Origin of the sequence: Streptomyces broussonetiae, assembly GCF_009796285.1 — a bacterium.
In the GTDB taxonomy this organism is placed as follows: domain Bacteria; phylum Actinomycetota; class Actinomycetes; order Streptomycetales; family Streptomycetaceae; genus Streptomyces; species Streptomyces broussonetiae.
This window is the reverse complement of the sequence record NZ_CP047020.1, coordinates 5,389,551-5,411,419: the sequence shown is the minus strand read 5'-3', so window position 1 is coordinate 5,411,419 and position 21,869 is coordinate 5,389,551. Positions and strand designations below refer to the sequence as shown.

The following is a 21,869-nucleotide window of genomic DNA, read 5'->3' as shown; positions in this document are numbered from 1 at the left end:
CCGGTTGCCTTCCTGACCCGATCATCCGCCGTCCGTAACCCAAGTGCCGCGCCAGTCGTTGTGCGGGATACAGGCTCCCTGTGGTCACGTCCTGGCCGACCCTGATCACTCGATCGTGTGGATCGGTCACGGGCGTGCAACCCTCAGGACCCCCTGGGGAGTCGACCGTCATGACGAGAGGAGGTGCCGCCAGTGATCGCGAACGTATCGGCGCACCGGCGGGCGAACGCCTTCGCCCAGGCCCTGGACGAGCAATCCGACCGGGACACGGCGGCCGAGCGGTCAGTATCGGCGGAATCCCCGCCGGCCGCCGAGGACCAGTCCGAGCGGGGCGAGCTGCTGGCCCTGGCGACCGGCCTCGGCGCGCTGCCCAAACCGCAGCTCGACCCCGAGGTCAAGGTCGTCCAGCGTGCCCAGCTGGTGGCCGCGATGGAGGCGATGCTCCGGGAGGGCACCGCAGCGGCGGATGCGTCGGTACCGGAGCAGCGCTCTTCCCGGTCGAGAGGCGCACACCGGGCGAGCCCACTGAGCAAGCTCCGGCCACGTACACGGCTGACCAAGGGGCTCGCCGCGGGCGGGCTCAGCGTGGGCGTGGCCGCGGGAGCCTTCGGCGGAGTCGCCGCCGCCAGTTCGGACGCCCTGCCCGGTGACTCCCTCTACGGCCTCAAACGCGGCATCGAGGACTTCAAGCTCAACTACCTGACCGACGGCGACGACGCACGCGGCCAGACCTACCTCGACCAGGCCTCCACCCGGCTCAGCGAGGCCCGTCGGCTGCTGGAACGCGGCCGCAGCGGCCACCTCGACCACGAGTCCATCGGCGAGATCCGCCGCACGCTCTCCGGCATGCAGCGCGACGTCACCGAGGGCCACCGCCTGCTCCACGAGGCCTATGAGGCCGATCCCGGCTCACTGGGCCCCATCCAGGCCCTGTCCAGCTTCTCGCGGTCCCACCGCGAGGCCTGGAGCGCGCTCAGCCACAAGCTGCCCGTGCAGCTCGGGGACGTCAAAAAGCAGGTGTCGTCGGTCTTCGACGCCATAGACCAGGAGGTCGCCCCGCTGCAGTCCCTGCTCCCGCAGTCGTCGGCCCACACGGGCGACGGCAAACGGCAGGGCTCCGGCCAGGCAGCCACCGGCTCCGCCGGCAGCCACCGCTCGACCACGCCCAGCTCCTCCGGCAGCACCCCGTCCAGCGGTCGGCACGCCCGCTCGGGCGACCCGAGCGGGCCGGCCGCCGGCGACACCGGCGACGGCCTCCTCGGCGGCAGCACGGGCGGCCTGCTCGACCCGCCCAAGACGGGCACGGGCAGCACCACCCCGCCCACCACCAAGCCCCCGACCACCACCCCCGACGTCACTCTCCCGCCGCTGCTCCCGGGCCTTCTGCCGGGGCTGGGCATCGAGGGCGAGGACGCGAACTAGACCGATACGGCAGTACGGCAACGGGGGCGCCCCACCCGAGCGGGGCGCCCCCGTTGCCGTACCAGAACTCAGAAGAACACCGACCGCCGCTGCACCAACAACTTGTACAGCGTGTGCTGAATCTGCTCCCTCACCTGGTCGGTCAGGTTGAACATCAGCATCGGGTCCTCGGCGGCCTCCGGCGGATACCCATCCGTGGGAATCGGCTCACCGAACTGAATCGTCCACTTCGTCGGCAACGGAACCGCGCCCAACGGCCCCAGCCAGGGAAACGTCGGCGTCAACGGGAAATACGGAAAGCCCAACAGCCGAGCCAGCGTCTTCGCGTTGCCGATCATCGGGTAGATCTCCTCCGCCCCGACGATCGAGCAGGGAATGATCGGCGCCCCCTGCCGCAGCGCAGTGGAGACGAAACCACCCCGGCCGAACCGCTGGAGCTTGTACCGCTCGCCGAAGGGCTTCCCGATCCCCTTGAAGCCCTCCGGCATCACCCCGACCAGCTCGCCCTGCGCCAGCAGCCGTTCGGCGTCCTCCGCGCACGCCAGCGTGTGCCCGAGCTTGCGCGCCAGCTCGTTCACCACCGGCAGCACGAAGACCAGGTCGGCAGCGAGCAGCCGCAGATGACGACCGGCCGGATGATGGTCGTGCACGGCGACCTGCATCATCAGCCCGTCCAGCGGCAGCGTCCCGGAGTGGTTGGCGACGATCAACGCCCCGCCCTCGGCCGGGATGTTCTCGATGCCCTTCACCTCGACCCGGAAGTACTTCTCGTACACCGGCCGCAGCAGCGACATCAGGACCTGGTCGGTCAGCTCCTCGTCGTAGCCGAAGTCGTCGACGTCGTAGTCCCCGGTCAGCCGGCGCCGCAGGAAGGCCAGCCCGGCCGCCACCCGCCGCTCCAGTCCGGCGCCCGGCCCGCCGGCATCCGGCCGCCGCTGCGCCCGCTCACCCTGTCCCTCCGGCTCCTCCGTACGGCTCACGGGCCCATCCTCCCGCGCCCGGGCCCGGCCCGGCAGCGGCTGGACCTCGCCCAGCTCACCCGGCTCGCCGAGGGCGCCGCGCCGGCTGCCCGCGCTCCTGCGCCGCGCCGGGCGCTGCACGGCGCCCCCGCGGGACCGGTCGTCGTCGAACGGAATGACCTTGGCGTCCGCCATCGTTGCCGCTCTCCTCAGTTGGCGCTGTGCGTCGTGGGCCGGCCGCCGGCCTTGGCAGCCAGCTCGGCGATGCGGTCGACGGCCCCCGCGAGGGCCTCCGGGGGCAGCAGCCCGGCGCCCTGGCCGCGTACGAAGTCCGCGAACGTCTCCGCTGTCGTGTACCGGGGCGTGAAGCCGAGCGTCTCGCGCATCTGGACGGTGTCCACGACCCGCCCGTGCGTGAGCAGCCGGATCTGCTCCGGTGAGAAGTCCGTCATACCGAGCGTACGCACCAGGGAACCGGCCCAGGTGACCGCGGGCAGCAGCAGCGGCACGGTGGGCCGCCCGAGCCGCCGCGAGCACTGCGAGAGCAGCAGCACCCCGTCCCCTGCGATGTTGAAGGTGCCGCTGTTGAGGGTGCCCCGGCGCGGCTCGTGCGAGGCGATCCTGAGCACCTCGACGACGTCGTCCTCGTGCACGAACTGCAGCCGCGGGTCGTAGCCGAGCACCGTCGGCAGGACGGGCAGCGCGAAGTACGAGGCGAGCGGGGTGTCCGCGGCCGGGCCCAGGATGTTGGCGAACCGCAGCACGCACACCGCGACGTCGGGCCGCCGCCGGGCGAACCCGCGCACGTACCCCTCGACCTCGACGGTGTCCTTCGCGAAGCCGCCGCTCGGCAGCGACTTCGCCGCGGTCGTCTCGGTGAACACGGCCGGATCGCGCGACGCGGAGCCGTAGACGTTGGTGCTGGACTTCACCACCAGCCGCCTGACGGCCGGCGACTTCTGGCAGGCGCCGAGCAGCTGCATGGTGCCGATGACGTTGGTCTCCTTGACCGTGGCCCGGTTGCCGCCGCCCAGCGGCGTCGCCGTCACGTCCAGGTGGACGACCGTGTCCGCGCCCGTCTCGGCGAGCACCCTGGCTATCGTCGGCAGCCGGATGTCGGCCTGGATGAAGTCCGCCCCGCCCAGATGGTGCGCCGGTGGCACCGCGTCCACGGCGATCACCCGGTCGACCTCCGGATCCCGTTGGATCCGCCGTACGAACCGGCCGCCCAGTTGCCGGGCCACTCCGGTGACGAGCACGACCTTCCCCAAGATCAGCGCCTTCCCTCGTACGTTGTGCGTGCGGCCAACTTAGCGGGTCGATGTTGCGCTGTGATGACCCCCCGATGCACGAAGTGACGGAATTTCACTGATCGGAACGGATCGGATATGCCTGTGGCCTCCCACCACTGGAGATGGGAGGCCACAGGGACACGCTTCTCGCGCGCCGTCGCTTACTTCTTGTTGCGACGCTGAACGCGCGTGCGCTTGAGCAGCTTGCGGTGCTTCTTCTTGGCCATCCGCTTGCGCCGCTTCTTGATAACAGAGCCCACGACTACCCTCGCTCACTTCTCATCACTCGGTTGTTTGGGCGCCATGGGCCCACACGACCTACGAGGGGCTAGCCTACCCAACCGGGCGCTGAGGTCGTAATCGAGGGTCCTCCGGATCTTCCCGGAAGCGTTGTCAGGCCGTTTCCACCCCCACATAGCTGTCGCGAAGGTACTCGTGTACCGCTTGCTCCGGGACACGGAAGGACCGCCCCACCCGGATCGCGGGCAGATGACCGCTGTGCACCAACCGGTACACGGTCATCTTCGACACTCGCATCACCGAGGCGACCTCCGCCACGGTAAGGAACTGAACCTCGTTCAGAGGCCTCTCGCCAGCTGCAGCCATGACACACCTGAACCTTCCGCACTCGACGGCCACCGGCTTCCCCTTCCGGTGACTCTTCGTCGCTGCGTGCTCACTCCCCAATGTAGGGGCGGGTGATGCGAGTGGGGAAGAGGTGCACCCATCGCAGGCCTACTGTGACAGACACGCTCGTTTGAGTACGTAGCGGGTAAGCGGGCGGTAGTACGCGGACCGCACCCCGTCATCAACCGGAACGACGACGGACACGCGCCCCTCCGCCTCCCCCACGAACAGCGCCGGATCATCGGTGTCGGCCAGCCCGATCGCCTCGAACCCCAGCTGACCTGCACCGCAGACCCAGCCATGATCCCCGACGACCAACTCGGGCAGCGGCCCGCCACACTCCGCGGCGGCCTCCAGCACGACCCGAACCGGCAGTGGTGAATGACTGTGGAGGCCCGGCTCACAACCGGGGCGCCCGTCGGCGGTTTCCCGCACCAACCCGACCCCTCGTACGTAGGCAAGATGATGAGTGCGTAGGCCGAACCGGGTCAATATGTCGACACAGCGACCCTGCGCAGGGGTGAGCACCTCACACCCCACCGCCGAGAGCGCGTCCGCCAAGCCGGCGTAGAACCCGAGCAACCGCCGTGGATGCCCGGTCCCGAACAGCACGGGCGCGCCCCGCCGGGCAACCGCCCGGATCCGCTCGGCGAAGGCATCCAGCGCCGCCAGCGTCAGCTCCGGGTCGATCACATCAGGTCCGGAAGTGTGCCGAGGATCGGCCGAAACCCCACACCTTCGTGCCATCAGAGCCAGCAATTCCCGCTGCTTCCAGGCTCCTTCGGGATCGATCCCGATCAGCACCCGGGGATCCCGCGCCGCGAACAACCGATAACTGCGCAGGCTGTCCTCCCGGGACGTCGCCACCTCCCCGGCAAGCCGAACAGCCAGCAGATGCGCACGCAGAGCACGAGCGTTCACCACGCCAGCGATGCTCGCGCATCACGGGCGGGGCCGGACCGGGAACACGCAAAGAGGGCACAGTTGGCGTAATCGGCGAGCAGCCCGCCCGCCCTTTCGGCCTACGGCAACAGCCCCCGCAGCGGAAACGCCGCCCGTCGCGTCGCCAGCACGGCCTGGTCCAGCCGGTCGGCGGGGTCGTAACCCGCCTCCCACGACGCGAAACCCACCGGCCACCGCCCGTCGGTCATCCGCTGCGGCGCCAACTGCCGGGTCCGGGCGAACACCTCCTGCCGCCACCCTTCGGGGATCACCGTCTCCGGAGCCACCGGCCGACCCGCCGCGATCCCCACCAGATGCGTCCACGACCGCGGCACCACGTCCACCACCGCATAGCCGCCTCCGCCCAACGCGACCCACTTCCCCCCGGCGTGCTCGTGCGCCAGCTCATGGCAGGCCACCTGCACGGCCCGCTGAGCGTCCAGCGAAACGGCCAGATGGGCCAGCGGATCCTCGAAGTGCGTGTCGGCCCCGTGCTGCGAGACGAGGACCTGGGGCCGGAACTCGGCCAGCAGCTCCGGCACCACCGCGTGAAACGCCCGCACCCACCCCGCGTCCCCGGTGCCCGCCGGCAGCGCCACATTCACGGCGGCCCCCTCGCCCGCCCCCGCACCGGTCTCCTGCGGCCACCCGGTCTGCGGGAACAACGTACGAGGATGCTCGTGCAGCGAGATCGTCAGCACCCGTGGGTCGTCCCAGAACGCGGCCTGCACCCCGTCCCCGTGATGCACGTCCACATCCACGTAGGCGACCCGCTCGGCCCCCAGCTCCAGCAGCCGGGCAATGGCCAGGGAGGCGTCGTTGTAGACACAGAACCCCGAGGCACCGCCCGGCATCGCGTGGTGCAGCCCGCCCGCGAAGTTCACGGCATGATCGGCGTCCCCCCGCCACACCGCCTCCGCAGCCCCCACCGACTGCCCGGCGATCAGCGCGGACACCTCGTGCATCCCGGCGAAGGCGGGATCGTCGACCGTACCCAGCCCGTACGAACCGTCGGCCCCCGCCGGATCGGCGGACGCGGCCTTCACCGCCTCGATGTAGTCCTCTCGATGGACCAGTTGCAGCGTCGACTCCCCGGCCGGCTTCGCCGCGACGACCTCCAGCTCCCGGTCGAGCCCGAAGGCTCCCACCAGGCTCCGGGTCAGTGCGAGCCGGACCGGATCCATCGGGTGGTCCGGGCCGAAGTCATAGCCCGTTACTGCTTCGTCCCACATCAGCTGTGCGCGGCCGCTCATGCCCGCCACCGTATCGGCCCGGCCCCGTGGCGAACGATCTGGCGTACACCAGCGTCACCAGCACCAACACCATCGGCACCAGCATGGCCCCGCGATAACTCCACGCATCGCCCAAGGCTCCCACCAACGGCGAACCAATCAGAAAACCCACGTAATTGAAAATATTCAGGCGCGCGACGGCCGCATCCGAAGCCGAGGGAAACAGCCGCCCCGCCGCCGCGAACGTCTGCGGCACCAGCACACACAACCCCAGCCCCAGCAGCGTGAACCCGAGCATCCCCACCCACGCCCCGGGCGCCGAGGCCACCACCACGAACCCGCCGGCCGCCACCAGCGCCCCGAGCCGTACGACCGCCACGGCCCCGAACCGCCGCACCCCGACGTCCCCGATGGCCCGCCCCACCAGCGTGGTCACCATGTACACGTTGTACGGCACGGTCGCCAGCTGCTCGCTGCTGCCCAGCACGTCCTTCAGATACTTCGCGCTCCAGTTGGAGACGGTCGAGTCCCCGATGTAGGCGAAGGTCATCACCAGGCACAGCGGCAGCAGCAGCTTGAACACCACGCCCGTGCCCTGGCCCTGTTCCTCACCCGGGGGTGCCGGATCCCCGTCGACGTACCACCGGCTCCCCACGAACGTCGCCGGCAGCAGCACGGCCACCACCGGCAGATACGACACCCACAGCGCAAGATGCCAGTGCGCCCCGACCCAGGCCAGCGAGGCGCCCAGGATCCCGCCCAGGCTGTACGCGGCATGGAAACTGAGCATGATGCTGCGCCCGTACGACCGCTGCAGGCTCACCCCGAGCATGTTCATCGAGGCGTCCAGCGCGCCCACGGCCAGCCCGAACACGCCCAGTGCCACGGCCAGTTCCGCGATCCGGCCGCCGGCCCCGGCACCGAGCAGGGCCAGCAGCACCACGGGCTGGGAACAGCGCAGCAGGCGGCTTGGCCGTATGCGCTTCACCAGCTGCTCGGTGGTCACACTGCCCACCCCGGCCAGGATCGGTACGGCGGCCAGGAAGACCGGCAGCAGCGCGTCGGAGACGCCGTACCGGTCCTGGATGGCCGGGATACGCGTCACCAGCAGAGCAAAGGTGACACCCTGAGCGAAGAAGCTGAACGCCAGCGAGGCCCTACCGCGCCGCAGCACATCAGTCATGGCGGCGAGCGTAGGGCCCCGGGCTACCTGTGGGTAGATCCAGCCAAAGATGAGTTTTCTTCAGCTTCATGTGGCGGGTCCGAGCGGGAGGGTCAGACCGCGGCGGGCGCCGCGGTCCCGGCCTCGCCGGTCGCGGTCGCGGCCTCCGTCTCGGCCTTGAGTATCTTCTCCATCGGCTCGACGGCCAGGCCACCGCCGACGACCATGCCGATCCCGATCGCGCTGACCAGGAAGACCGTGCCGAGCCAGACCATGGTGTCCACAGGGACCGTGTAGGCGCCCACGATCCGTGCGACACACTCGGCCAGCAGCGCGACGCCCCAGATGACCGAGTAGATCCGCTCCTTGCGCAGGAAGGCCTCGGACCGGGGCGCCGCACCGGACGTCAGCCGCTCCCAGGCGGCCTCCTTGGCCGCATCGGCCTTGACCAGGAAGGGCTTGAGGCCCGCGGTCATCATCGGCCTGCCCAGCCGCACGGAGAGCAGGATGCCGATCCCGACGGTGCTGCTGACCGCACCGTCCTTGGCGAGCATCAGCCGCGGGTCACCGGAGACGAAGGTCAGCACCAGCGAGACGACGTTGACGACCAGGATCAGCCCGGCCAGCCCGTTCGCCTTCCGCTCCTTCACCAGGCTCCATACGGTCCGCAGGGCCGGCACCACGCTGCTCCAGGCGAGCGCCGCGAAGGTGCTCATCCCGAAGGCGCTCTTGAGGAGGTAGTACGAGCCGAGCGGCACCGCCACGTCCACAAGCAGCGGCAGGAAGTTGTCCAGCGCGCTCGGCTTCTGCTTCTGCTGCTCGGTCCGGCCCCGGGCCCCCGTGTTCTTCGTCATGCCCTCAGCTTCGCCCCCGCGAGGGGTTCCCCTGTAGGAACGAACGTCCGGAGGTCCGCATGACAATTGTCAGGCCCGGCCCGATGCCTCCGTCATACCAGCAGGTCAGCCAACTCCCCCATGGTGGAGAAGAGTTCATCGGCCCCTGTCAGCCGGGCCGCCGGGGTCATCGCGGTGAACCCGTAGACGGCCATCCCGGCCGCCACCGCCGCCTGCACACCCAGCGGAGAGTCCTCCACCACCAGGCACCGTCCGGGCGTCACTCCCATCCGCTCCGCGGCGTACAGGAAGAGGTCGGGTGCCGGTTTGCCCCGTCCGACGTCCTCGGAGCTGAAGATCCGCTCCTGCGTGAACCACCGGTCGAGCCCGGTCGTCCGATGCCCCACGCGGATCCGTGCATGGCTCCCGGAGGAGGCGACACAGTACGGCACCCCGTCCGCGGCAAGCTTCTCCAGTACGCCGGCCACTCCGGGCACGGGCTCCAGCTCCCGCTCGAACGCGGCGAACACCCGCGCGTGGAAGACGTCGTCGAAGTCGTCGGGCAGCCGCTGCCCCGTCCGCTCCAGCACCAGTTCGTGAACCCGGTGCATCGCCGAGCCCATGTAGTCCCGTACGGAGTCCTCGTACGAGGTCGGGTGCCCCAACTCGGTCAGATGGGCGGCGAGATGCCGGTTGGAGATGGGCTCGCTGTCGACGAGCACCCCGTCGTTGTCGAAGATGACCAGGTCATACCGCATACCTGCGAGCATAAACGCAGAAAGGCCCACGCCGGATGGCGTGGGCCTTTCTCAAAATTTGTTCGGCGGCGTCCTACTCTCCCACAGGGTCCCCCCTGCAGTACCATCGGCGCTGTGAGGCTTAGCTTCCGGGTTCGGAATGTAACCGGGCGTTTCCCTCACGCTATGACCACCGAAACACTATGAAACTGTCGAACCATGCCACACCACGCTCTGTGAAACGTGGGGCTGTTCGTGGTTTCAGAACCAACACAGTGGACGCGAGCAACTGAGGACAAGCCCTCGGCCTATTAGTACCGGTCACCTCCACCAGTTACCTGGCTTCCAGATCCGGCCTATCAACCCAGTCGTCTACTGGGAGCCTTACCCCATCAAGTGGGTGGGAGTCCTCATCTCGAAGCAGGCTTCCCGCTTAGATGCTTTCAGCGGTTATCCCTCCCGAACGTAGCCAACCAGCCATGCCCTTGGCAGAACAACTGGCACACCAGAGGTTCGTCCGTCCCGGTCCTCTCGTACTAGGGACAGCCCTTCTCAAGACTCCTACGCGCACAGCGGATAGGGACCGAACTGTCTCACGACGTTCTAAACCCAGCTCGCGTACCGCTTTAATGGGCGAACAGCCCAACCCTTGGGACCGACTCCAGCCCCAGGATGCGACGAGCCGACATCGAGGTGCCAAACCATCCCGTCGATATGGACTCTTGGGGAAGATCAGCCTGTTATCCCCGGGGTACCTTTTATCCGTTGAGCGACGGCGCTTCCACAAGCCACCGCCGGATCACTAGTCCCGACTTTCGTCCCTGCTCGACCCGTCGGTCTCACAGTCAAGCTCCCTTGTGCACTTACACTCAACACCTGATTGCCAACCAGGCTGAGGGAACCTTTGGGCGCCTCCGTTACTCTTTAGGAGGCAACCGCCCCAGTTAAACTACCCATCAGACACTGTCCCTGATCCGGATCACGGACCCAGGTTAGACATCCAGCACGACCAGACTGGTATTTCAACGACGACTCCACAAACACTGGCGTGCCTGCTTCAAAGTCTCCCAGCTATCCTACACAAGCCGAACCGAACACCAATATCAAACTGTAGTAAAGGTCCCGGGGTCTTTCCGTCCTGCTGCGCGAAACGAGCATCTTTACTCGTAGTGCAATTTCACCGGGCCTATGGTTGAGACAGTCGAGAAGTCGTTACGCCATTCGTGCAGGTCGGAACTTACCCGACAAGGAATTTCGCTACCTTAGGATGGTTATAGTTACCACCGCCGTTTACTGGCGCTTAAGTTCTCAGCTTCGCCTGGACGAATCCAAGCTAACCGGTCCCCTTAACGTTCCAGCACCGGGCAGGCGTCAGTCCGTATACATCGCCTTACGGCTTCGCACGGACCTGTGTTTTTAGTAAACAGTCGCTTCTCGCTGGTCTCTGCGGCCACCCCCAGCTCGAACAGCAAGTGTTCTCACCAGGCGTGGCCCCCCTTCTCCCGAAGTTACGGGGGCATTTTGCCGAGTTCCTTAACCATAGTTCACCCGAACGCCTCGGTATTCTCTACCTGACCACCTGAGTCGGTTTAGGGTACGGGCCGCCATGAAACTCGCTAGAGGCTTTTCTCGACAGCATAGGATCATCCACTTCACCACAATCGGCTCGGCATCAGGTCTCAGCCACAAGGTGTGCGGATTTGCCTACACACCGGCCTACACCCTTACCCCGGGACAACCACCGCCCGGGATGGACTACCTTCCTGCGTCACCCCATCACTCACCTACTAACCGCTTGGTCCGGCGGCTCCACCACTCCCCTCAACTCCGAAGAGATCAGGGCGGCTTCACGGCCTTAGCATCACGATGCTCGATGTTTGACGCTTCACAGCGGGTACCGGAATATCAACCGGTTATCCATCGACTACGCCTGTCGGCCTCGCCTTAGGTCCCGACTTACCCTGGGCAGATCAGCTTGACCCAGGAACCCTTAGTCAATCGGCGCACACGTTTCTCACGTGTGAATCGCTACTCATGCCTGCATTCTCACTCGTCAACCGTCCACGACTACCTTCCAGTGCCGCTTCACCCGGCAGACGACGCTCCCCTACCCATCAACACACCCGTTGGGGCTATATATGTCAATGACACGACTTCGGCGGTACGCTTGAGCCCCGCTACATTGTCGGCGCGGAATCACTAGACCAGTGAGCTATTACGCACTCTTTCAAGGGTGGCTGCTTCTAAGCCAACCTCCTGGTTGTCTGTGCGACTCCACATCCTTTCCCACTTAGCGTACGCTTAGGGGCCTTAGTCGATGCTCTGGGCTGTTTCCCTCTCGACCATGGAGCTTATCCCCCACAGTCTCACTGCCGCGCTCTCACTTACCGGCATTCGGAGTTTGGCTAAGGTCAGTAACCCGGTAGGGCCCATCGCCTATCCAGTGCTCTACCTCCGGCAAGAAACACACGACGCTGCACCTAAATGCATTTCGGGGAGAACCAGCTATCACGGAGTTTGATTGGCCTTTCACCCCTAACCACAGGTCATCCCCCAGGTTTTCAACCCTGGTGGGTTCGGTCCTCCACGAAGTCTTACCTCCGCTTCAACCTGCCCATGGCTAGATCACTCCGCTTCGGGTCTTGAGCGTGCTACTCCAACGCCCTATTCGGACTCGCTTTCGCTACGGCTTCCCCACACGGGTTAACCTCGCAACACACCGCAAACTCGCAGGCTCATTCTTCAAAAGGCACGCAGTCACACCAAAGTGCTCCCACGGCTTGTAGGCACACGGTTTCAGGTACTATTTCACTCCCCTCCCGGGGTACTTTTCACCATTCCCTCACGGTACTATCCGCTATCGGTCACCAGGGAATATTTAGGCTTAGCGGGTGGTCCCGCCAGATTCACACGGGATTTCTCGGGCCCCGTGCTACTTGGGTGTCTCTCAAACGAGCCGCTGATGTTTCGACTACGGGGGTCTTACCCTCTACGCCGGACCTTTCGCATGTCCTTCGCCTACATCAACGGTTTCTGACTCGTCCTGTCGCCGGCAGACAACAGAAGAGAGATCCCACAACCCCGTATACGCAACCCCTGCCGGGTCTCACACGCATACGGTTTGGCCTCATCCGGTTTCGCTCGCCACTACTCCCGGAATCACGGTTGTTTTCTCTTCCTGAGGGTACTGAGATGTTTCACTTCCCCTCGTTCCCTCCACACTGCCTATGTGTTCAGCAGCGGGTGACAGCCCATGACGACTGCCGGGTTTCCCCATTCGGAAACCCCCGGATCAAAGCCTGGTTGACGACTCCCCGGGGACTATCGTGGCCTCCCACGTCCTTCATCGGTTCCTGGTGCCAAGGCATCCACCGTGCGCCCTTAAAAACTTGGCCACAGATGCTCGCGTCCACTGTGCAGTTCTCAAACAACGACCAGCCACCCATCACCCCACCAGACAAACCGGTGAGTTCACTGGGGCCGGCGACCGAGAGACAGACCATACGGCCGTGCCCTCAGACACCCAACAGCGTGCCCGGCCCACTCCCGTCCGGAGATCATGCGTTCCACGCTCTGACGAGCAGTACTAGCAGCCCCCGACCCGAGGTCTGGACCGAATAGTCAACGTTCCACCCATGAGCAACCAGCATCGGACATCCGCCGATGTACTGGCCTCTGACCAACCGGAGTTGGTAAGAAGTGCTCCTTAGAAAGGAGGTGATCCAGCCGCACCTTCCGGTACGGCTACCTTGTTACGACTTCGTCCCAATCGCCAGTCCCACCTTCGACAGCTCCCTCCCACAAGGGGTTGGGCCACCGGCTTCGGGTGTTACCGACTTTCGTGACGTGACGGGCGGTGTGTACAAGGCCCGGGAACGTATTCACCGCAGCAATGCTGATCTGCGATTACTAGCGACTCCGACTTCATGGGGTCGAGTTGCAGACCCCAATCCGAACTGAGACCGGCTTTTTGAGATTCGCTCCACCTCACGGTATCGCAGCTCATTGTACCGGCCATTGTAGCACGTGTGCAGCCCAAGACATAAGGGGCATGATGACTTGACGTCGTCCCCACCTTCCTCCGAGTTGACCCCGGCGGTCTCCTGTGAGTCCCCATCACCCCGAAGGGCATGCTGGCAACACAGAACAAGGGTTGCGCTCGTTGCGGGACTTAACCCAACATCTCACGACACGAGCTGACGACAGCCATGCACCACCTGTACACCGACCACAAGGGGGGCACTATCTCTAATGCTTTCCGGTGTATGTCAAGCCTTGGTAAGGTTCTTCGCGTTGCGTCGAATTAAGCCACATGCTCCGCCGCTTGTGCGGGCCCCCGTCAATTCCTTTGAGTTTTAGCCTTGCGGCCGTACTCCCCAGGCGGGGAACTTAATGCGTTAGCTGCGGCACCGACGACGTGGAATGTCGCCAACACCTAGTTCCCACCGTTTACGGCGTGGACTACCAGGGTATCTAATCCTGTTCGCTCCCCACGCTTTCGCTCCTCAGCGTCAGTAATGGCCCAGAGATCCGCCTTCGCCACCGGTGTTCCTCCTGATATCTGCGCATTTCACCGCTACACCAGGAATTCCGATCTCCCCTACCACACTCTAGCTAGCCCGTATCGACTGCAGACTCGGGGTTAAGCCCCGAGCTTTCACAATCGACGTGACAAGCCGCCTACGAGCTCTTTACGCCCAATAATTCCGGACAACGCTTGCGCCCTACGTATTACCGCGGCTGCTGGCACGTAGTTAGCCGGCGCTTCTTCTGCAGGTACCGTCACTCTCGCTTCTTCCCTGCTGAAAGAGGTTTACAACCCGAAGGCCGTCATCCCTCACGCGGCGTCGCTGCATCAGGCTTTCGCCCATTGTGCAATATTCCCCACTGCTGCCTCCCGTAGGAGTCTGGGCCGTGTCTCAGTCCCAGTGTGGCCGGTCGCCCTCTCAGGCCGGCTACCCGTCGTCGCCTTGGTGAGCCATTACCTCACCAACAAGCTGATAGGCCGCGGGCTCATCCTTCACCGCCGGAGCTTTCCAACCTCCAAGATGCCTTGGAGGCTCGTATCCGGTATTAGACCCCGTTTCCAGGGCTTGTCCCAGAGTGAAGGGCAGATTGCCCACGTGTTACTCACCCGTTCGCCACTAATCCACCCCGAAGGGCTTCATCGTTCGACTTGCATGTGTTAAGCACGCCGCCAGCGTTCGTCCTGAGCCAGGATCAAACTCTCCGTGAATGTTTACTCGGCCAGAAAATTAATTCAGCCGGTGCAACACCACGAGAGCGGAACCACCGGAGGAATAATCCGATGGTTCACAGCGTCCTCGCTGTGTTTTTTCAAAGGAACCTCGACCATCGGAATGTTCCGACGGACGGGGTATCAACATATCTGGCGTTGACTTTTGGCACGCTGTTGAGTTCTCAAGGAACGGTCGCTTCCTTTGTACTCACCCTCTCGGGCTTTCCTCCGGGCTTCCCTTCGGTGTTTCCGACTCTATCAGATCTTTTCTCGACCCGATTTCCTCGGTGCTTTCCAGGTTCCCGCCTCGCTTTCGCTTGGCGTTTCCCTTTCCGGCGGTTCCGACTCTATCAGATCCTTTCGGCGTCCGATTCCCGGTCGGCGGGGTTTGTCTTCCCGGCCGTTGGGCCGTTCCGACGAGTGAGACTTTAGCGGATTCCTTGCTCCCGAGCTAATCGGGGCGGCGTCCTTTCGAACGCGGATTCCTCATTTCGCAAATACGCACGCCAAAACGGCCGACACCTGGGTGCCGATGATTGGCTGGGACTTGCGGAATGGCTGTCCGGGGACCGACCTGGATCGGCGCTCACGTCGGACAACTCGGAGAACAGTACGGATCGGGAGGGGGCGTGTCAACTCGCTGCCGTGAGGTTCAGTCCTTCTTGCCGGTGGCCAGTTCGCGGCTGCGGTCGCGGGCGGCCTCGAGGGCGGCGATGAGGGCGGCGCGGACGCCGTGGTTCTCCAGCTCGCGGATGGCGTTGATCGTCGTACCGGCCGGAGAGGTGACGTTCTCACGGAGCTTGACGGGGTGTTCACCGCTGTCGCGAAGCATCACGGCGGCGCCGATCGCGGACTGGACGATGAGGTCGTGCGCCTTGTCGCGGGGCAGGCCGAGCAGGATGCCGGCGTCGGTCATGGCTTCGACCAGGTAGAAGAAGTACGCCGGGCCGGAGCCGGACAGGGCGGTGCAGGCGTCCTGCTGGGACTCCGGGACGCGGAGCGTCTTGCCGACGGCGCCGAAGATCTCCTCTGCGGTGGCGAGGTGGTCGGCGGTGGCGTGACTGCCGGGGGAGATGACCGACATGGCCTCGTCGACGAGGGCCGGGGTGTTGGTCATGACGCGGACGACCGGGGTGCCCGCGGCCAGGCGCTCCTCGAAGAACGAGGTGGGGATGCCGGCGGCGCCGCTGATGACAAGGCGGTCGGCGGGGACGTGCGGAGCCAGCTCGTCCAGGAGGGTTCCCATGTCCTGTGGTTTGACCGTCAGGATCAGGGTGTCGGCGGTCTTGGCGGCCTCGGTGTTGGTGACCGGGGTGACTCCGTGACGGGCGCGGAGTTCTTCGGCGCGTTCGGGACGGCGGGCCGTGACGAGGAGGTCGGTGGGGGCCCAGCCGGCGCGGATCATTCCGCTGAGCAGGGCTTCGCCGATCTTGCCGGTGCCGAGGACTGCGACTTTCTGGCTCATGCGGGCCAGTCTGGCACCGGGGCGAGCCGCGCGGGTCGGTTGTCCGGTGAGCGGAACGACGCCGTGCGGCTCGGATCGGCGGGCTCAGGCCGTACGCCGTCGCAGCGTCGCCGCTCCCAGCCCCAGGACCAGCACCGCGCTGCCCGTCACGATCAGGACGTCCCGCACGAAGGTCGCTGTCATGTCGGTGTGGTGCAGGACCTGATTCATGCCGTCGACGGCGTACGACATGGGCAGGACGTCGGAGATGGCGGTCAGGGCGGGGTGCATGTCGGAGCGGGGCGTGAACAGGCCGCAGAGCAGGAGCTGGGGAAAGATCACCGCCGGCATGAACTGGACGGCCTGGAACTCCGAGGCGGCGAAGGCCGACACGAACAGGCCGAGGGCCGTGCCGAGCAGGGCGTCGAGGAGCGCGACTAGCAGGAGCAGCCAGGGGGAGCCGGTCACGTCCAGGCCCAGGAACCAGACCGCCAGGCCGGTGGCCAGAGCCGACTGGACGATGGCGAGACCGCCGAAGGCGAGGGCGTAGCCGGCGATGAGGTCGGCTTTGCCCAGAGGCATGGCCAGGAGGCGTTCCAGGGTTCCGGAGGTCCGTTCGCGCAAGGTCGCGATGGAGGTGACCAGGAACATCGTGATCAGCGGGAAGATGCCGAGCAGGGAGGCGCCGATGTTGTCGAAGGTGCGGGGGCTCGCGTCGAAGACGTAGCGCAGCAGGACCAGCATCAAGCAGGGGATGAGGACCAACAGTGCGATCGTGCGCGGGTCGTGGCGGAGCTGACGCAGGACCCGGGCCGCGGTGGCGGTGGTGCGGGAGACGCTGAACTGGCCGGTGGGGGCGGCGGGCGCGAGGGGGGTCGCGGCGGCTGTCGTGGTCATCGGGTCGGCTCCTGGGTGCGGTGTGCGGCGGCTTCGTCCACCAGGTGGAGGAACGCGGCTTCGACGGTGTCGGTACCGGTGCGTGCGCGCAGGGCGTCGGGGGTGTCGTCGTCGAGGATCTCGCCCTCCCTCATGAGCAGGAGACGGTGGCAGCGCTCGGCCTCGTCCATGACGTGGGAGGAGACGAGGAGGGTGGTGCCGCGGGTGGCGGCGAGCTCGTGGAAGAGGTTCCACAGGTCGCGGCGCAGGACGGGGTCGAGGCCGACCGTCGGTTCGTCGAGGACGAGCAGGTCGGGGGCGCCGAGCAGGGCGACGGCCAGGGAGACGCGACCGCGCTGGCCGCCGGAGAGGTTGCCGGCGAGCGCGTCGGCGTGGCTGGTGAGGTCGACGTCGGCGATGGCTCGGGTGACGTGTGCGTGGCGGCGTTCCGCGGCGGCGCGGCCGGGGTCGAGGATCGCCGCGAAGTAGGCGAGGTTCTGCCGGACGGTCAGGTCGGCGTAGACGGAGGGCGCCTGGGTGACGTAGCCGATGCGGCTGCGCAGGGTCGGGTGGCCGGCCGGGTGGCCGAGGACGTCCAGGGTGCCGGTGACCTTGGCCTGGGTGCCGACGATCGCGCGCATGAGGGTGGATTTGCCGCAGCCGGAGGGGCCGAGCAGGCCGGTGATCCGACCGCGCGGGACGGTGAAGCGGAGCTGGTGCAGGACCGTGCGCCGACCGCGGGCGACGGTGAGGTCGTCGGCGCGGATCGCATTATTCATCATGTGATGAATAATTGGGTCCGACGGCTCGGTCGTCAAGGGGCGTGGTCGTCACGGGGCTCGGTCGTCAGAGGCATCGGTCGTCAGAGGCATCGGTCGTCACGGGCGGGTGCGGCGGAGGCGGGTACAAGGCAGCGGCGGCCGGACGGGTGTCCGGCCGCCGCTGTGCGGGTGTGTGCGTGGGGGGAGAACGCCGTTGTCAGGGCTTGGTGGCGACGAGCAGGAGGACGTCGTACGTCTCCTCGACGATCCCGTCCGGGAAGACCTCCAGCAGATGGACGCGCTCCTGCTCCAGGAAGGCGGCCCTGCGCTCCTCGGGCGCGACGAGGAACACCGAGTGGCTGCCGATGTTGCCGAGGCGGGTCTCGATCGGGACGCGGCGGCTCCAGCGGACCGTGCGCAGGGTGAGGTCCAGGCGTCCGCTGGGGTCGACCCGGTCGACGCGTTCGGCGGCCTTGCGCTTCTCGGCGGCGACGTCCACGCCGAAGAAACGGCCGGTGCGATCGGCGGCCTCGGCGATCCAGTCGACGTCGAGGGCATCGGTGTTCCACCACAGCGCCAGCGCGCCGCCCGGCCGCAGCACGCGCAGGGCCTCCGGGACCGACCGGGCGGTGTCGGTCCAGTGCCAGGCCTGGGCGTAGGTGATGAAGTCGGCGTGGGCGTCGGCGACGGGCAGGGCGTTGCCGCTGCCGCGGACGAGGGGGATGTGCGGCAGTCCGCGGCGGAACTCGGCGGCCATGCCCGCGCCGGGTTCGACGGCGAGGACGTCGGCGCCGCGGGCGTGCAGGAGCGAGGTGGCGATACCGGTGCCGGCACCCACGTCCACGACCCTGGCACCGGACAGCGACCGGCCGGCCAGTTCCTCGACGGTGTCGAAGAGAGCGGGTGGATAGGAGGGGCGGTGCGCCGCGTACTGGGCGGCTGCGGCGTTGAAGGAGTGGGCGCGCAGCGAGCGGGACGGTGGCGTCGTGGTCGCACGGTCATGGTCGTCGACGGTCATACGGCCATGGTGGTCGCTCGGCCGGGCGGACCACAGCGGGTTTCGGGGCGGGGTGCGGGGCGTCGACGACCGGAACGGGTACGGGCCGTGGCGGGCACCCGTCGGCGCCGGTGCCGCTGACCGCCGGGGAGCCCTACTTGTGCCGCTTCTTCTTCGACGGGTTGCCGGTGCGGCGGGAGGTGCGGTGTTCGTACGCCTCGCGGGCCTGGTCGTACTCCTCGCGGTGGAGCTTCTCGCCCGGGGCCTCGGTGAGGCAGCGGAAGAAGTAGGCGACGAGGGAGCCGATGAAGCCGATGGTGAGCAGGCCGCGCAGGGAGGCCTGGCGCTGCGGGTCCTGGCGCTTGCCGAAGCCCTCCCAGGTGTTGCGGAAGGCGAGTGCGCTGCAGATCGCGAACATGGCGATGACCAGCACGGTCACGAAGGAGCCGGTGCCGGCGATCCGGATGCCTTCGTAGGCGAAGCGGAGCACCAGACAGGAGGCGACGGCCGCGGCGAGGGAGCCGACGGCGACGCCGGCGCGGCGGGCCGCGTAGCCGTTGTCGTGCTCCACCCAGGAGGTGCCGAAGAAGCGCAGGGACTCGGGGCGGGGGCCGCCCTGGGCTGCCGCGCCGCCTGGGGAGCCCGCCGGGGTGTCCGGGGTGCCGGTTTCGTCGCTCACGGGACGATTATGGCGCCGGGCGCGGGCGGGCTCCGGGCCGGGTCAGGCGCAGCGCGAGGCCACGTAGCCGTCGGTGCCGGTGTGGACGTAGGCGTCCGACACGTATTCGCCGTTGTTGATGTTGTCCCAGATGTTCGTGGTGCCGTACGGGCCGGAGACCGTCGTGCCCGGTGCCTGGCAGAAGATCGGGACGCGGGTGTTCTCGGGCAGGACCCGGGTGACGCCGTAGTCGGTGCCGGGGCCGCTGCGGACGTTGAGGCGGACGCCGGGGGCGGTCGCGTACGTGCGGATGGCCGACTCGGCCGTCAGGGACTCGTTCTCGTCGCTGCTCGCGGCTTCCGCCTGGTCGATGGACATATCGGTTCTCCCCCTCTGGGCCCCACGGTCGTGGTGGGGTCGCTCGTTTCCCTCTGATCGAGTTCCGGAACACGCATGCGCAACTCGCACGCGGAGGCTAGCAAGCCGCCTCGGTCTCGTACGAGTCATCGACTAGGCTCCGTGCGTCGCGCGCGGACTGACAGTACGGGGGTGGTCCATGACGCCACAGCGCAGCACCGGAGCAGGCGCGGAAGCGGAACTTCCCGAGTACGCCGGTCACTACCCTCTGGAGTCATGTCTGGGCTCGGGCGGCATGGGCGTGGTGCACCTGGCCCGCAGCACCTCGGGGCTCAAGCTCGCGGTGAAGGTCGTACACGCCGAGTTCGCCAGGGACCCCGAGTTCAGGGGCCGTTTCCGGCAGGAGGTGGCCGCCGCCCGGAGGGTGAGCGGTGCCTTCACCGCTCCTGTCGTGGACGCCGATCCGGAAGCCGCGCGGCCGTGGATGGCCACACTGTTCATTCCCGGGCCGACCCTGTCCGAGCATGTGAAGCGGAACGGGCCGATGCCGGCCGCGCAGTTGCGCCGGCTCATGGCCGGGCTCGCCGAGGCACTGCGCGACATCCATCGGGTCGGGGTCGTGCACCGGGACCTGAAGCCGAGCAATGTGCTGCTCGCCGAGGACGGGCCGAAGGTCATCGACTTCGGCATCTCCCGGCCGAAGGACAGCGAACTGCGCACCGAGACCGGCAAGTTGATCGGTACGCCGCCCTTCATGGCGCCCGAGCAGTTCCGGCGGCCCCGTGAGGTGGGGCCGGCGGCCGACATCTTCGCGCTCGGGTCGGTGCTGGTGCACGCGGCGACCGGGCGCGGTCCGTTCGACTCGGACAGTCCGTATGTCGTCGCCTATCAGGTGGTGCACGACGAACCCGATCTGACCGGGGTGCCGGAGAGTCTCGCGCCGCTGGTGCTGCGGTGTCTGGCCAAGGAGCCGGAGGACCGGCCGACGCCCGACGAGCTGATGCGGGAGCTGCGGTCGGTGGCCGCCTCCTACGACACACAGGCGTTCATACCGGCGCAGCGGACCGGGGACGACGCACCGGCGCCGGAACCCTCCGGCGCCGGGCCGGCGCCGGGACCCCGCGGGCGCTTCGGCAGGCGCGCGGCCCTTGCCGCCGGGGCGCTCGTCCTCGCCCTGGGCGCCGTGCTCACCGGGCTGCTGTGGCCGGGCGACGGCGGTGGTCCCGCGGCGGGGAGGACCACCGCGCCCGCCACCGCCGCCAAGGTCACCGCGTGGCGCGCGAAGCCGCCCGGGAAGGGCTCCGGGATGCCGCTGTGCGTCGACGGTGCGGGCACGTTGCTCTGCTTCCGTTCCGGACTGGCGTACGCCCTCGACCCCACGCACGGCACGCTCCTGTGGCGCCGCTCGGTCGCCGGGGAGCGGACGAGCGGCACTCCCGCGTTCTCGGGCGGCCTGCTGTTGGTGCCGACGGACGGTGGCCGCCGGGTGGTGGCACTCGACCCGGCCTCCGGCGCACCGCGCTGGCAGCGGGACATGTCCGGGCCCGGAGGGATGCAGTCCACCGGCGGCATGCTGCTCGTCACCGGCGCGGACGGGACGGTCACGGGGCTGGCCGGGGCCTCGGGGGACACGAAGTGGCATCGGCGGGTGGCCGGGCAGGGCACCCCCGCGCTGGCCTCCTACGCCGGTGACCCGCTGGCGTACGCGGCATCCGCCTCCGCGGACGGGGCGTACACGCTGGTCAGCGCCGTGGACCCGGGCAGTGGTGGCACGCGTTGGCAGGCGCGGCTGAAGGGCACGCTGCAGCCCATCGGCAGCCAGGGCGGTTCCCTGTTCCTGCTCGCCGTCGACCCCGCCACCGGGGAGGCGAACGCGGTCGTCCGCTACACGCCGGGCTCGAAGGCCGTCCGCCGGGTCGCACTGTCCGTCCCGCTCATGGCGCCCCAGGCCGACGTACGCGGCGACGCCGTGCATCTGCTGGCGGCCGGCGGCTCCCTGTACGCCCTCGATCTGGGCACGGGCAAGCAGCTGTGGCACGTCGAGACGTCCGTGAGCCGTGGTTCGGCGCCGGTCTCCTCGGCCGGCCATGTCTACTTCACCGCCCCGGACGGGCGTCTGCTCGCCTTCGACGCACACGACGGCAGCCTGGTGGGACAGACACCGCCCCGACTGGACACGAACGCGGGCGAGGTCGCCGGGGTCCTGCCGACCCCGCTGCTCGCCGGCGCCCGCGTCTGCGCCGCCTCCCCCGACGGAACCGTCTTCGGCGTGGCCGCGCGGGATCCGGCCGGCTGGTGACGCCCGAGGGCTCAGCGGACACGGACGCGGGC

Annotated in this window: 17 protein-coding genes and 3 rRNA genes; 2 read left to right on the top strand and 18 right to left on the bottom strand. The window is 67.4% G+C overall.

Going from position 1 to position 21,869, the window contains the following annotated elements; all coding sequences use genetic code 11:
• The first annotated feature begins 192 nt into the window (after positions 1 to 192).
• On the top strand, positions 193 to 1,422 hold the full coding sequence (locus GQF42_RS25085; protein WP_158923482.1) for a DUF5667 domain-containing protein: 1,230 nt from the start codon (positions 193 to 195) through the stop codon (positions 1,420 to 1,422).
• Positions 1,423 to 1,490: 68 nt separating this feature from the next.
• On the opposite strand, the gene GQF42_RS25080 is transcribed toward GQF42_RS25085, so the two are convergent.
• The 18 genes from GQF42_RS25080 to GQF42_RS24995 form a co-directional block, all read right to left on the bottom strand.
• Entirely contained in the window at positions 1,491 to 2,576 is a 1,086-nt protein-coding gene (locus GQF42_RS25080; RefSeq protein ID WP_158923480.1) for a lysophospholipid acyltransferase family protein, read from the bottom strand.
• Between the two features lie 14 nt (positions 2,577 to 2,590).
• Positions 2,591 to 3,652 (bottom strand): NAD-dependent epimerase/dehydratase family protein, encoded by a 1,062-nt coding sequence (locus GQF42_RS25075; protein ID WP_158923478.1) that lies wholly within the window; start codon positions 3,650 to 3,652, stop codon positions 2,591 to 2,593.
• Between the two features lie 182 nt (positions 3,653 to 3,834).
• Entirely contained in the window at positions 3,835 to 3,933 is a 99-nt protein-coding gene (locus tag GQF42_RS25070) for a 30S ribosomal protein bS22 (protein WP_003948845.1), read from the bottom strand.
• Positions 3,934 to 4,066: 133 nt separating this feature from the next.
• A complete protein-coding gene (locus GQF42_RS25065; protein ID WP_121791081.1) occupies positions 4,067 to 4,279 on the bottom strand; it encodes a helix-turn-helix domain-containing protein in 213 nt (70 codons plus the stop codon).
• Positions 4,280 to 4,408: 129 nt separating this feature from the next.
• A complete protein-coding gene (locus GQF42_RS25060; protein ID WP_158923476.1) occupies positions 4,409 to 5,224 on the bottom strand; it encodes a phosphatase in 816 nt (271 codons plus the stop codon).
• Between the two features lie 98 nt (positions 5,225 to 5,322).
• Positions 5,323 to 6,495, bottom strand: coding sequence for an acetoin utilization protein AcuC (locus GQF42_RS25055; protein WP_158923474.1), 1,173 nt, complete (start codon positions 6,493 to 6,495; stop codon positions 5,323 to 5,325).
• Positions 6,446 to 7,657, bottom strand: coding sequence for an MFS transporter (locus GQF42_RS25050; protein ID WP_158923472.1), 1,212 nt, complete (start codon positions 7,655 to 7,657; stop codon positions 6,446 to 6,448). The genes GQF42_RS25055 and GQF42_RS25050 overlap by 50 nt, the downstream gene beginning before the upstream one ends.
• Before the next feature lie 92 nt (positions 7,658 to 7,749).
• Positions 7,750 to 8,490 carry a VC0807 family protein gene (locus tag GQF42_RS25045; RefSeq protein WP_158923457.1) on the bottom strand — a complete coding sequence of 247 codons (741 nt, stop codon included), beginning with the start codon at positions 8,488 to 8,490 and terminating at the stop codon, positions 7,750 to 7,752.
• 92 nt (positions 8,491 to 8,582) lie between these two features.
• A complete protein-coding gene (locus GQF42_RS25040) occupies positions 8,583 to 9,227 on the bottom strand; it encodes an HAD family hydrolase (RefSeq protein WP_158923455.1) in 645 nt (214 codons plus the stop codon).
• Between the two features lie 60 nt (positions 9,228 to 9,287).
• Positions 9,288 to 9,404 (bottom strand): 5S ribosomal RNA (rrf, locus tag GQF42_RS25035).
• 93 nt (positions 9,405 to 9,497) lie between these two features.
• Positions 9,498 to 12,601: ribosomal RNA gene (locus GQF42_RS25030) — 23S ribosomal RNA — on the bottom strand.
• A gap of 315 nt (positions 12,602 to 12,916) precedes the next feature.
• Positions 12,917 to 14,442 (bottom strand): 16S ribosomal RNA (locus tag GQF42_RS25025).
• The 16S, 23S and 5S rRNA genes sit together here, the layout of an rRNA operon.
• Before the next feature lie 655 nt (positions 14,443 to 15,097).
• Positions 15,098 to 15,910, bottom strand: coding sequence for a pyrroline-5-carboxylate reductase (gene proC, locus GQF42_RS25020; protein WP_158923453.1), 813 nt, complete (start codon positions 15,908 to 15,910; stop codon positions 15,098 to 15,100).
• A gap of 84 nt (positions 15,911 to 15,994) precedes the next feature.
• Positions 15,995 to 16,786: an ABC transporter permease gene (locus tag GQF42_RS25015; RefSeq protein ID WP_158923451.1), complete on the bottom strand. Its 792-nt coding sequence runs from the start codon at positions 16,784 to 16,786 to the stop codon at positions 15,995 to 15,997.
• Entirely contained in the window at positions 16,783 to 17,547 is a 765-nt protein-coding gene (locus GQF42_RS25010; RefSeq protein WP_158923449.1) for an ABC transporter ATP-binding protein, read from the bottom strand. The genes GQF42_RS25015 and GQF42_RS25010 overlap by 4 nt, the downstream gene beginning before the upstream one ends.
• Before the next feature lie 196 nt (positions 17,548 to 17,743).
• The gene (locus tag GQF42_RS25005) at positions 17,744 to 18,544 is read right to left on the bottom strand and encodes a class I SAM-dependent methyltransferase (RefSeq protein ID WP_158923447.1); all 801 of its coding nucleotides are present in this window, start codon (positions 18,542 to 18,544) and stop codon (positions 17,744 to 17,746) included.
• Between the two features lie 133 nt (positions 18,545 to 18,677).
• Positions 18,678 to 19,202, bottom strand: coding sequence for an EamA/RhaT family transporter (locus tag GQF42_RS25000; RefSeq protein ID WP_158923445.1), 525 nt, complete (start codon positions 19,200 to 19,202; stop codon positions 18,678 to 18,680).
• Positions 19,203 to 19,244: 42 nt separating this feature from the next.
• Positions 19,245 to 19,559, bottom strand: coding sequence for an SH3 domain-containing protein (locus GQF42_RS24995; protein ID WP_158923443.1), 315 nt, complete (start codon positions 19,557 to 19,559; stop codon positions 19,245 to 19,247).
• Positions 19,560 to 19,737: 178 nt separating this feature from the next.
• Here GQF42_RS24995 and GQF42_RS24990 point away from each other — a divergent pair, with 178 nt between their 5' ends.
• Positions 19,738 to 21,837: a protein kinase domain-containing protein gene (locus GQF42_RS24990; protein ID WP_158923441.1), complete on the top strand. Its 2,100-nt coding sequence runs from the start codon at positions 19,738 to 19,740 to the stop codon at positions 21,835 to 21,837.
• Positions 21,838 to 21,869 lie beyond the last annotated feature (32 nt).

Excerpts from the sequence above, each read along its gene's own strand:
- GQF42_RS25005 (WP_158923447.1), bottom strand. The coding sequence starts at position 18,544 with ATGACCGTCGACGACCATGACCGTGCGACCACGACGCCACCGTCCCGC.
- GQF42_RS25045 (WP_158923457.1), bottom strand. The coding sequence starts at position 8,490 with ATGACGAAGAACACGGGGGCCCGGGGCCGGACCGAGCAGCAGAAGCAG.
- GQF42_RS24990 (WP_158923441.1), top strand. The coding sequence starts at position 19,738 with ATGACGCCACAGCGCAGCACCGGAGCAGGCGCGGAAGCGGAACTTCCC.
- GQF42_RS25050 (WP_158923472.1), bottom strand. The coding sequence starts at position 7,657 with ATGACTGATGTGCTGCGGCGCGGTAGGGCCTCGCTGGCGTTCAGCTTC.
- GQF42_RS25040 (WP_158923455.1), bottom strand. The coding sequence starts at position 9,227 with ATGCGGTATGACCTGGTCATCTTCGACAACGACGGGGTGCTCGTCGAC.
- proC (WP_158923453.1), bottom strand. The coding sequence starts at position 15,910 with ATGAGCCAGAAAGTCGCAGTCCTCGGCACCGGCAAGATCGGCGAAGCC.
- GQF42_RS25080 (WP_158923480.1), bottom strand. The coding sequence starts at position 2,576 with ATGGCGGACGCCAAGGTCATTCCGTTCGACGACGACCGGTCCCGCGGG.
- GQF42_RS25065 (WP_121791081.1), bottom strand. The coding sequence starts at position 4,279 with ATGGCTGCAGCTGGCGAGAGGCCTCTGAACGAGGTTCAGTTCCTTACC.
- GQF42_RS25015 (WP_158923451.1), bottom strand. The coding sequence starts at position 16,786 with ATGACCACGACAGCCGCCGCGACCCCCCTCGCGCCCGCCGCCCCCACC.
- GQF42_RS25055 (WP_158923474.1), bottom strand. The coding sequence starts at position 6,495 with ATGAGCGGCCGCGCACAGCTGATGTGGGACGAAGCAGTAACGGGCTAT.
- GQF42_RS24995 (WP_158923443.1), bottom strand. The coding sequence starts at position 19,559 with ATGTCCATCGACCAGGCGGAAGCCGCGAGCAGCGACGAGAACGAGTCC.
- GQF42_RS25010 (WP_158923449.1), bottom strand. The coding sequence starts at position 17,547 with ATGATGAATAATGCGATCCGCGCCGACGACCTCACCGTCGCCCGCGGT.